This is a genomic window from Spirosoma endbachense (genome assembly GCF_010233585.1).
In the GTDB taxonomy this organism is placed as follows: Bacteria; Bacteroidota; Bacteroidia; order Cytophagales; family Spirosomataceae; genus Spirosoma; species Spirosoma endbachense.
In genome coordinates this window covers 2,287,464-2,299,212 of the sequence record NZ_CP045997.1, presented here as the reverse complement: position 1 = coordinate 2,299,212, position 11,749 = coordinate 2,287,464, and the positions used below count along the sequence as shown (strand labels likewise).

Annotated in this window: 7 protein-coding genes; all 7 read left to right on the top strand. The window is 48.1% G+C overall.

Going from position 1 to position 11,749, the window contains the following annotated elements:
• Positions 1-156: 156 nt before the first annotated feature.
• The gene (locus GJR95_RS08965) at positions 157-2,553 is read left to right on the top strand and encodes a TonB-dependent receptor (RefSeq protein ID WP_162385548.1); all 2,397 of its coding nucleotides are present in this window, start codon (positions 157-159) and stop codon (positions 2,551-2,553) included.
• 29 nt (positions 2,554-2,582) lie between these two features.
• A complete protein-coding gene (locus tag GJR95_RS08960; protein ID WP_162385547.1) occupies positions 2,583-3,800 on the top strand; it encodes a DUF4374 domain-containing protein in 1,218 nt (405 codons plus the stop codon).
• Positions 3,801-3,846: 46 nt separating this feature from the next.
• Positions 3,847-5,010, top strand: coding sequence for a PepSY-associated TM helix domain-containing protein (locus tag GJR95_RS08955; protein WP_162385546.1), 1,164 nt, complete (start codon positions 3,847-3,849; stop codon positions 5,008-5,010).
• Entirely contained in the window at positions 5,000-5,164 is a 165-nt protein-coding gene (locus GJR95_RS42050; protein ID WP_232541129.1) for a hypothetical protein, read from the top strand. The genes GJR95_RS08955 and GJR95_RS42050 overlap by 11 nt, the downstream gene beginning before the upstream one ends.
• Before the next feature lie 243 nt (positions 5,165-5,407).
• Positions 5,408-7,441, top strand: a complete 2,034-nt coding sequence (locus tag GJR95_RS08950) for an outer membrane beta-barrel family protein (protein WP_232541128.1) — start codon at positions 5,408-5,410, stop codon at positions 7,439-7,441.
• Positions 7,442-7,930: 489 nt separating this feature from the next.
• Positions 7,931-10,297: a TonB-dependent receptor gene (locus GJR95_RS08945; RefSeq protein WP_162385545.1), complete on the top strand. Its 2,367-nt coding sequence runs from the start codon at positions 7,931-7,933 to the stop codon at positions 10,295-10,297.
• Positions 10,298-10,376: 79 nt separating this feature from the next.
• A complete protein-coding gene (locus GJR95_RS08940; RefSeq protein ID WP_162385544.1) occupies positions 10,377-11,609 on the top strand; it encodes a PepSY-associated TM helix domain-containing protein in 1,233 nt (410 codons plus the stop codon).
• The last annotated feature ends 140 nt before the right edge of the window (positions 11,610-11,749 follow it).

Below are 11,749 nucleotides of genomic sequence, written 5' to 3'. Positions count from 1 at the left end.
TAAGGGTCGCCACTTCGACGACCAGGTTGATTACATCCTGCGGCTAGACCGGCTGAACCCTTGACTAAAAAAAATTCAACTTTTTTCTCTCCCTGACCTTCGGGAAGTTGGCGGTGACGCTACTCATTGGTTGATAGCTACTTTTTATATCAACCAATGCAACCTGTCAAATCTGTACTTTTTCAGTTACTAATTCCTCTCTGGCTACTGTCGTTTGCGGCTTCCGGGCAAAGCGTCGCGGTGCTTTCGGGTTATGTCAAATCCGAATCGGGTGTAGTCATTCCTGGCGCTACCGTCGCCCTTAAAAATACAGCTTACGGCACCACCTGCGATGCGAACGGCTTCTATTCATTCGTATCGATCAAGCCGGGCAACTATACCATTGGTAGTTCGGCCATTGGTTACCTGCCTGTTTTCAAGGAAATTACGATTAAGTCCCGCCAGTCCCAAACGGCAAATTTCAGCTTAAAGGAGAATCAGCAAAACCTGAATGAGGTTAGTGTTTTTGGCAAGACCGAGGTCCAGCAGGTAAAAGAACAGGCCTTTACGGTCAATGCCATCGAGACTAAGCAATTTGCCAATACGACGGCCGATCTGAATCAGATTCTGAATCGTAGCGCGGGCGTACGTATTCGGGAGCAGGGCGGCCTGGGGTCCAATTTCAATTTTTCAATCAATGGGCTTTCGGGCAAGGCGGTCAAATATTTCATCGACGGTGTGCCACTGGAAATTCTGGGTAGTGCGGTATCGCTCAATAGCATTCCTGTTAATCTGGCCGAACGGATTGAAGTCTACAAAGGCGTCGTGCCTGTACAACTGGGTTCCGATGCGATGGGCGGAGCTGTGAACGTAATCACGAACCAGCGTCAGCAAAATTATCTGGACGTCAGCCATAGCTACGGTTCGTTCAATACGCATCGGTCGGCGCTGACGGGGCAGTACGTTCATAAACCAACGGGCATCACCCTCAAAGCCAGCGGCTTCTACAATTACTCCGACAATACCTACAAAATGAAAGGAGTGGAAATCCTGGAAGGTGGCAAACGAGTCGGAAACGAGATCACCGATCTGACAGGGGCTTCTTTTGTGGTGGCCGATGTGCCTCGGTTTCACGATCACTACCAATCGGCCATGGGGCAGGTGGAAGTGGGTATTTCCAACAAACGCTGGGCTGATGTTTTCTACGCAGGATTTGGCTATTCGGAAGGGCAGCAGGATTTACAAACTGGTTTCGAGCAGACCATTGTATATGGCAACGTGACCCGAAAAAGCAAAGCCTCAACGGCTACGCTACGCTACAAAAAGAATGATTTGCTGGTGAAAGGACTCGATCTGAATCTGTTCGCATCGCGGTCAAAAGACACCTACATCACCGCCGATACACTTTTCCGGCAATATTACTGGGATGGTTTCTGGACGGCCAAAGCCGCCAGCGAAATGGGTGGCATCAAGTCGCTTTCCTACATTATTCGCCCCCGAACATTCATGCGGGCCAATCTGAGCTATGTGCTGAACGAGCAGCATTCCTTCAACCTCAACTATACCCTCGACCATCTCAAAAACGAAAGCTACAATTCGCTATTGGTTTCGGGCGACGATATGCCGGGCCTGATGAGCAAGCAGATCATTGGTTTCGCCTATCAGCAGGAATTTCTGGACAAACGGCTGACTAACACTTTTTTTGCCAAATACTACGGTCTGGGGCTGGAGCGAAAAAAATACGTTGACCTGGCCTATCAAACCCTGAATACCCATTTCGACAAATACGGCTATGGCCTGGCATCGCGCTTTAAAATTCTGCCTGATCTGGGTATCAAACTATCGCTCGAACGGGCTTACCGCTTACAGGAAGTGGAAGAAGTATTTGGCGATGGCCTGAACGTTCAGCCTAATCCTGACCTCAAACCTGAAAGCAGCTACAACGCCAACCTGGGTGGTTATTACGGTTTACGATTTAACAAACACCGCTTTTTTGCCGAAGCTTCGGGCTTTTACCGCGATGCGCAGGATTTCATCTATCCCGTTCCCGACCAACGGTCGAAGGCGCTAAAAAATGAGAATAAATCGAGTGTGCAGGTTACGGGTTTTGAAGCCGAGTTACGCTACGACTACGCCGATCTGCTTTCATTCAACATCAATGCTACGTATCAAAGTGCGGTCAATATGACCAAGTTTGGTAGCACCAGTTCCACGGTCTACGAGGCAACCTACAAGAACAAGATTCCGAACCAACCCTGGTTTTTCGGCAATGCCAATCTGAGCCTTGGCAAGAATAACGTTTTCGGCAACGGCACTCGGCTGCAATTTAACTGGTACACCCAGTATGTACACTGGTTCTATCTGACCTGGGCGGCCTTTGGCAATGTAAACGGCAAATCGAGCATTCCCAATCAATTGATCCACAACGCTACGTTGAGCTACTCCTTTCTTAACGGTCGCTACAACATTTCGGGTGAGTGCCGCAACCTGACCGATGCACTGGCTTTCGACAATTTCCGACTGCAGAAACCCGGACGAGCTTTCTCGGTGAAACTCCGCTATTTTCTTAAATAACAACCTCTCGTTTTATACTAATCAATGCAATGAACCGATTTCTCAATTTCCCTGTCCAAACAATTCTGATCGCCCTGCTCGCATTCCTCCTGAATGGCTGTAGCAGTAGCAATGATACACCAGCACCGCAGGAAGCGGGCACCTATTCTGCCGTACTGGCGGTGGGCTCCTGGCCAAATATTGCCTATTACATCGCCGATATTCCGTCGCTGACCTCTGGTACGATCAGCCTACAAGGCAACGGCGCTGAAATGACCGGTAAGGTGTACGCGCAGGACATCATCCAGAAAAATGGATTTTATTACCATGCCAATTTTGGCAGTGGCCGGTTGGGTAAGTATCATGTTGCCAATGGTGCTGTAGTGGTCGATAAAGAAGTACCCTTTACGTACCTCAACTGGAGTTCCTACGCCTGGGTCGATGATCAAACACTGGTCATTTTCGGTACGGGCGAAAACGCGGGTAAAAATGAAGGCCGTTACGCGGTCATTAAAGTCGCCGACATGACCGTTACGACGGGCAAGCTCGATTTAAAGGCATTTCCGACGGGCTTCGATACGTATTCGATGGGCTTTGCTGAATATCGTGCCGGTAAGTTGTTTCTGGGATACAGCTTTGCGTCATCCGATTTTTCGACATACCCAATTATGCCAGTCTATCAGCAGTTGAGTGTAGCGGTCATTAATGCATCGACAATGGCCGTAGAAAGTACTATCTCGGATATACGCTCGACCAATCCCGGCGGGCCAACCGTCTATGCGCCCGCTTCTTTCCAGGATGAGGGCGGGGATATTTACTTCATGACCGACCCGGTTTATAACTACGATTACAAATCACCTTCAGCCGTTTACCGGATCAAGAGTGGCAGCACGACGCTGGATCAGTCGTACTACTTCGATTTTTCGTCTAAAGTTAACAAAGGTATGGGCGCAGCCATGTGGTATGTCGGCAACGGCAAAGCCATTGTTCGCACACGTGTAGCTGGTGAGTCGATTGATGCCGATCATTCCTTCTCGGTGATCGATGTTAAAACCGGTGCCTTTGTTAAAACACTGGCTCTACCTGTCGATAAAGGCGAACGAATGGTACAGGCCGTAGTTGTAGAAAATGGCAAAGCGTACATCGCCGTCAACGCGGCCGATAAAGACTACATCTGGGAATACGACCCAACTGCCGACAAGCTGACCCAGGGCGCTGAGTTCGTGGGGGGTATCAACTACATTCTTCGTCTCGAAAAAACGAAATAATTGTTCTGGTCGCCCGCTACGTAGCGGGCGACTTAACCTTGCTATCATGATCCTGAAAAAAATCAATGCCTGGCTGCACTTATGGCTTGGCCTGGCATCGGGCATCGTTGTTTTCATTGTATCGATCACGGGCTGTATTCTGGTCTTCGAGCAGGAGCTTAAGCCACTGACCCAGCCCTGGCAAAACGCGAAACGGCCTGCCGAAGCCGTCTACCTGCCTCCGTCGGCGATTCAGCAGAAAATGAAAACCGCTTTCCCCGATAAAACGATGTCAAGTATCTGGTACCAGGGGCATGGGCGGACGGCTAAAGTTACACTGGATTCCGATTCACTGATCTTTGTCAACCCCTACACGGCTGCAATTACGGGCATCGTCGATCATGAAGATTTCTTCCATTTCATTCTGGAAGGGCATACCGGGCTTTGGGTTGAAGGGAAGGTTGGCCATCAGATCGTATCCTGGGCGACGCTGATTTTTTTCGTATTACTGATTACCGGGCTGATTTTGTGGTGGCCCAAAAAATGGAACAAAAGCAACCGGGAAAAGAGCTTTTCCATCAAATGGAAGGCCCGATTCAAGCGACTTAATTATGACCTGCATAATGTGCTGGGCTTTTACTCGCTGATTATTGCGCTGGTTCTTACCCTCACCGGCCTTATCATGGGCTTTCCCTGGGTCAACCAGGGTGTCTACTGGCTCGCATCGGGTGGTGGCGCTCCGGCTCCTTACCAACGGGGCGTATCCGATACAACGCAGGTTGCCCTGAAAAACGGCCTGAAAAACGTGGATTTAGCGTTTAAAAATGGCCTCGAAGAACTGGGCGTTTATAACAAAGATGCCATCATTGTTTCGATTCCAGACAGCCCCGCCGAAGCCATTTACGTTTGCACGGACATGGACAAAGGCTCCTGGCGCGATATTTACCTCGATCAATACACACTCAGGGAATTACCTTCTACGGCCCTTCAGATCGACCAACTGAACTTTGCCGACTGGCTCCGTCGGACCAACTATGCCCTGCATGTAGGGGCCATTGGCGACATGCCGACCAAGATTATCTATTTCATTGCCAGCCTGATTTGCGCCAGTTTACCCATCACCGGCTTTTACGTCTGGTGGGGCCGCCGTGGATTCGGCAACCGTGGACTCGGGCAGCGAAAAAAGCCCAGACCGGCTTCCCGTAATCGTTCAATTCGTTATGAAGTATAACTTTCTCCTGTCTTCCATTCTCTTCTTTTGCTTCACCCACTCAACACCTGCTAACGCCCAAAAGACATCACCTTACCTTATCAAAGGCATCATTGCCGATTCCCTGACCCAAAAACCAATCGAATTTGCCACCATCGGCATTCAGGATGCGTAGAAAAAAGTCATAGCGTTAACGTATTCCGACGAAAATGGCGTTTTCAAGTCCGCCGATATAACCGAGGGTTCTTATTTTCTGAATCTGTCATTTGTCGGATATGCGCCTAAAATCATTCCCTTTTCGGTTTCTCAGGCATTATCCATCGTTGATCTCAATACCATTTACCTCAAGGCAGAGATCAAACAACTAACGGCCGTCACCGTAACGGGTACGCGCCAGCTGGTCGAACAGCAGCCGGGTATGCTGATCTACAATGCCGAAAAGGACATTAGCAATCAGGGTGGAACGGCCGCTGATGTACTCCGCAAAGCGCCCATTCTGAATGTCGATGCGGCTGGTAACGTAACGATGCGCGGCAACCGGAATCTACGCATTCTCATCAATGGGAAATATTCGGGGCAAATGGCACGTAGCGCAGCCGATGCACTGAACATGATGCCCGCCAATTCGATCAAAGCCATCGAGGTAATTACCAGCCCATCGGCTAAGTATGATGCCGAAGGAGCCGCCGGGGTAATTAACATCATCACCAAAAAAGGACAGCAACAGATGAGTGGTACGGTAGAAGTGGTAGCGGGGAATCTGGAACAGGCCATCAATCCGCGTATTTCGGTCAGCCGCGATAAATGGAACGTCAGCTCCTACCTGCATATCCACCAGTTTCGGAACAGGGAAGAAGTTAATCTGAACCGATTGACGTTCGAAAACGGAACCCCAACGGGCCGGATTCAACAGGACGTTACCCGGGATAATACCAAGCCACACGGCTCGGGTGATCTGCAAATTGAGTTTACCCCCGACTCTACGAATGTGTTTCACTTTTCTGTGAATGGATGGCTGGGCAACTGGCCAAACAACAGCGATCAGCACAATCGTCGCTTTGCAGCGAATGGTACGTTGCTGGAAGACTTTCGCCAGAACGTTACGACCAAATCGCCTAACCGGGGAATCGACCTAAACCTGGGCTTCACGCACAAATTCAGAAAACCGGGTGAGGAGCTTTACATCATGGCGCAGCATACTAATTCTGTAGATGATTATTACTATGATGCCCGGCAAACGGATGTCGATCAGCAACTTCTCTACCGTGAAGTGAACGACAACCATACCAACAATCAGGAATGGACATTACAGACCGACTATGTTCGACCTTTTGCGAAGCGTAGTCAACATGCCTGGGAAAGTGGAGCCAAATTAATTCTCCGCGACAATCGCAGTACGTATCAGCTATGGGCCAGCCAGATTGAAAATCCCAGCCAACTGGTGCCAGTAGCGTCACGTAGCGACCTGTTTACGTATTCTCAAAACGTATTGGCGGGGTATAGTCAGGTTAAGTTAAAATGGCAAAATGGCTGGGCACTACACGCCGGAGCCCGCCTGGAAGGTACGTTTCTGAAAGGCCGACAACAGAATCAGAGCATTACCTTTCGCAATGAGTTCTGGAATTTTGTTCCGAGCGCAACCCTGTTTAAAAAGCTGAACGCCAACAACAATCTGACGCTGAGCTACACCAAACGCATTTCGCGACCTTCCATCTGGGATTTAAATCCTAACCAGAACTCACAAGACCCCAAGAATATCGAAATGGGTAACCCGGCGCTTCGTCCCGAAGGAGTAAACCAGCTAGAATTCACGTATGCACTCCAAACCGACTCCGATTTCTTTCTCAATGCATCGCTATTTGGACGGGAAACCAGCAATTCCATCGAAAGCATTATTCGAATTGACGCAGCAGGAATTGCAACCACCACCAAACAGAATCTGGCGTCGAACCGGCAATTCGGCCTTAATCTATCCACCTCATTCAACGTACTGCCTAACTGGAAAATCAACAGCAATGCCAACCTGCGGCATGCCCGTTTCCAGAGCGGAGCAGTGGCGATCAGCAACAGTGGTATGGCCTGGGGTATCAATGTAAACAGTAGCTGGAAATTTCCAAACCAGTTTAGCCTACAAGCCTACAGCGACTACGATGCCCGAAGTGTGACCTTGCAGGGTTACGAAGGCTCCTGGTTTTACTATAGCTTTTCGGCCAAAAAAGAATTTCCTGCGCGAAAACTGACCGTTACACTTACCTCTGTCAGTCCCTTTGGCGGCTACATTAGTCAGACGGGACTCACACGAGGCACCGATTTCGAAACCACCATTCAAAACCGGTATCTGATGCGCACAGTCCGTCTTTCGCTGAACTGGGAGTTCGGCACCCTATTCAAAGCAGATAATAGCCGGAAAATCAATAACGACGACCAGAAGAACACAAAGCGTGGTGGCTGAATTAAGGTTGATGACTATTGGTGAGGTATGAGCCAATTATCTAAGAACCAAATTTACAAACATGGTTGGCTATCGCCGACATCAACCAATTTCCTGAAAGCTTTGCGGATTCGGGAAATTTCTCAGCAACTTCTCTACTGCATTTTATAACGCCCTGATCACTAATCAGGTGACAAGAGGTAGAATAATAACACCAGTCGTTTGCACGGGTTATTATTCTACCTTAAGTTTGTGATGTTATTTATAATTGGTCTAAATAAATATAACGATTAAAAGTATCTTTTGAATCAAGTCAAGTAACGAACAATAAGCATCCTGATGCGCACTTAAAGTGGTTAACGACTCACTGAATTTCCAGTGAGTGATTTACTGATTCTTGTGTTTTCATTACCCAGTTCAGTCAATAAAAATCCGGTGCACTGTCGCCAAACCTTACACCGGATATCCGTCAATTCATTCTCCAAAACGATTAACAGAGTAAACAAAAGTATGAAACAGTTTAAGTACCTAATCAGTAGGTTACCCATTTGTGTTTTTCTACTCCTACCGTTTCTTCTGTCGCTTCACAGCGCTTACGCTGAAACGCACGCTTCAGAAGCAGGCAGGGGGGCCATTAGAGGAACTGTTCAAACCGCAGACGACAAGCCTGCGGGATTCGTAAACGTTACCATCAAAGGGCTAAATAAAGGCTCGGTAACGAATGAAAACGGTGAATATCTGATAAAAAACGTACCAGAAGGCGCACAAACGGTGGTGGTTCAGTTTGTTGGCTATTCACCGGTGGAACTGACTGTGGATGTGGTCGCTAATAAAACGACCATTGCGCCTACGATTAACCTGAATGAAGATTCGAAAGTGTTAGAGGAAGTATTGGTCAGGGGAAATCAGAATAAATTTGCGGCTAAAGAATCGGATTACGTAGCAAGGCTACCCATCAGGAACCTCGAAAATCCGCAGGTCTACACGGCAGTCAACAAGGAGCTGATTAGCGACCAGGTAGTTACTGATTTTAAAGATGCGTTACGAAATGTTCCCGGCGTAGCGCCCAACAACAACCCGGCGGGTGGAACGGGCGCTACCATCCGTGGATTTACGGCAACCACAACCATTCGTAATGGGATGGCCGTTCAGATTTACCAGTCGGATGTTATCAATCTGGAGCGGGTTGAGGTCATCAAAGGGCCATCTGGTACGTTGTTTGGTTCCAGTTTGATAAGTTTTGGGGGCTTGATCAATCAGGTCACTAAAAAACCGTTCGAAACCTTCAAAGGCGAGGTATCCTATACAGCAGGAAGCTACGAACTGAGCCGATTTACAGCCGATATAAACACGCCGTTAAACACAGATAAAACGGTTTTATTCCGGGTGAATGCCGCTGCACATTCAGAAGGCTCTTTCCAGAATTTTGGTCATAATCGTCGCTTCACGGTTACGCCCAGCCTGTCGTATAAAGTCGATGATCGGCTATCGTTTTTATTCGATGCGGAACTGAATTCGACGAATCGGTCGACGGTGGCGTATTACCAGACCTTGAACCGGACATCCTATCGCAATTTCAAGGATATTCCCATTAGCGTCAGTACATCGTTGGGGGGTGAAAATATTGATGCCGACCTGACGTCATTGAACTACTCGGCTGGCGCAAAATACATCCTTAATAAACAATGGACGTCGCAAACCACGGTAGCCATTGGTACGAACCGGATTGAACACAGCAATCAGATTTACCCAAACTGGACCAGCGACACAACCTTTAACCGAAATATATCCAACTATGGACCACGGATTTTTACATCAATTAATGCGCAGCAAAACTTTGTAGGCAATTTTCAGATGGGTAGTATCCGGCATCGTTTGTTGGCAGGCGTCGATTTATACACGTTTTCGAGCCAGCTACGATTCACGGACGTAGGCACTTACGATGTCATCAATACAAAGCGCCCGATTCCCGGCATCAATCTGGAAAAGGTAAACGCCTTAATCGCGACTAAAACCAATTCGAATAACGAGACGAAGCTTAGTACCTACAGCGCCTATGCATCCGATGTGATCAATCTGACGCAGAATCTGATTGTGATGCTGAGCCTGCGGGTTGACCGTTTTGTGAACAATCCGACCATTACCAACGGAGTTGCTGGCACCAACAACTACCAGCAAACAGCGCTCTCGCCCAAATTTGGGTTTGTCTATCAGCTTGTGCCCGAGCAGTTGTCCTTCTTTGGCAATTACATGAATGGATTCCAGAACGTAGCGCCTGTGGTGCAGCCCGATGGCACTACGTCGGTTTTCAAACCACTCAATGCCAATCAATGGGAGGTGGGCGTAAAAGCAGAAATCGTCAATCGGAAGATGAGCGGAAGCATTAGTTATTATGATATTGCCATTAGCAATGCTACCCGTGTCGAAAATAGTTTCGTCCTCCAGGATGGCTCTCAGAAAAGTAAAGGCTACGAAATCGAATTGATTGCCAACCCGGTAAGGGGCCTCAATATCATAGCTGGCTATTCTAAGAATGAAAATAAGGTCGTTAAAGCAGCCGATTTCGTAGGCAATTTTGTGGCGCAGTCACCCACAAATTTCGGTAATCTCTGGGTGACGTATAAGTTCTCCGGCAAAGCACTGCGTAACCTCGGCTTGGGAATCGGCGGCAATCACGTGTCCTACTGCTATTTCGACGCGGCAAACCTAATTACCATTCCTGGCTATACGCTGCTCAACGCGTCGGTATTCTTCGACCAACCGAAGTGGCGAATTACGCTCAAAGGCAATAACCTGACCAATGAAGCCTATTATTCGAACTGGGCTTTGCCGCAACCCCTGAAACAATTGTCGGGCTCACTGACATTCAAGTTCTAGCATCTGATGGAGGTTCGTAGATCGACATTGAGCGTCGATCTACGAATCTCCATCGAAAACCTCCAACCTCTTAGTAGTTATGGCCCGGCAATCGACGGAAAAACCAAAACGTTCTCTTTTTAGGCGGATTAACGAATGGCTCCATTTATGGCTGGGGCTAGCGTCGGGCATCGTCGTCTTTGTGGTATGTCTGAGCGCCTGTTTTTGGGTGTTTCGATACGAAGTCTGGTATTTTACGGAAACGTATCAGCGGGTTGAGCCTCAAAATCGTCCGTTTCTGGCCCCCTCCCTATTGCTAAAAAAAGCCCAGACATTTGCGCAAAAAGCCGAAGGAAAGTCCGTTACGCTGATGGGTATTACATACGGAGGGCCGAATAAATCAGCTTTCGCCAGCTACAAACCCGCCGAAGGTAAATTCTATTCCATTTTCTTGAATCCGTATACGGGTGAAATAATTCACCATAAGAAAGGGCCCTCGAAAGCCGAAGCATTTTTCATTTTTGCCCGAAGCGGGCATCGCTTCTTCTTCCTGCCGCCAAAAATCGGCAGCCCGATCGTTGGAAGTGCGTGTATCATTTTTGTCATTCTGATGATTACGGGGCTCATTTGGTGGTATCCGAAAAAATGGACGAAATCGACCCGCGAAAAAAGCTTTACCATCAACTGGAAGGCGAACTGGAAGCGGGTTAATCTGGACTTACATAACGTACTGGGATTCTATGCGTTGCTGGTCTGCCTGGCCTTAACGATTTCGGGGATTGTCTATAGTTTTAGCTGGTTCGACAACGGGTACTATTGGTTGTTAACGGGCAAAACCCAGACCGGTCATCATGGTCTATCGGACGAACACCCCTTCTCCGACACCACCATAACCACTCGCACGTATTCGCAACCGGAAGATATACTATGGCAATTGATTCGCCGGGAGCATCCGGGCAATTTCGGTCGGTTGAGCCTATCCTTTCCTGAAGAGGCCAAAGACCCTTTCGAGGTGACTATTAATCCGGAAGACGGCACCATTTATAAAACGTTCACCCGCTTTTTTGATCAGAAGACCCTAAAAGAATTACCATCGGATGAATCACGACGGTATGAAGAACTATCTGCTGGGGAAAAGCTTTACCGGATGAATTTTGATATTCACGTTGGCCAGATTTGGGGTTTACCCACGCGAATTCTGGCATTTTTCGTCAGTTTGATCGGTGCCAGTTTACCGGTGACCGGCTTTATTATCTGGTGGTTCCGGGGAAAGAAATCAAAAAAGACTCCCAAATCTTCCGGAAAAGAGGCCAATGTGTACCTACGGCAGTAGGCTTGAGGCAAATCATCCCACCCAGGTTTGACTCGTAAGTAGCGGATAGTCATTGAAAAAATTAATCAGATTACAGTTCGCGAAGGAAAGAACCATAAAGAGATCTGTAAATTGGAATTCGTTGGCTCCCTAAAATGACA

Bases quoted from the DNA above. Each gene is read 5' to 3' on its own strand.
- GJR95_RS08965 (WP_162385548.1), top strand. From the start codon at position 157: ATGCAACCTGTCAAATCTGTACTTTTTCAGTTACTAATTCCTCTCTGG.
- GJR95_RS08960 (WP_162385547.1), top strand. From the start codon at position 2,583: ATGAACCGATTTCTCAATTTCCCTGTCCAAACAATTCTGATCGCCCTG.
- GJR95_RS08955 (WP_162385546.1), top strand. From the start codon at position 3,847: ATGATCCTGAAAAAAATCAATGCCTGGCTGCACTTATGGCTTGGCCTG.
- GJR95_RS42050 (WP_232541129.1), top strand. From the start codon at position 5,000: ATGAAGTATAACTTTCTCCTGTCTTCCATTCTCTTCTTTTGCTTCACC.
- GJR95_RS08950 (WP_232541128.1), top strand. From the start codon at position 5,408: ATGCTGATCTACAATGCCGAAAAGGACATTAGCAATCAGGGTGGAACG.
- GJR95_RS08945 (WP_162385545.1), top strand. From the start codon at position 7,931: ATGAAACAGTTTAAGTACCTAATCAGTAGGTTACCCATTTGTGTTTTT.
- GJR95_RS08940 (WP_162385544.1), top strand. From the start codon at position 10,377: ATGGCCCGGCAATCGACGGAAAAACCAAAACGTTCTCTTTTTAGGCGG.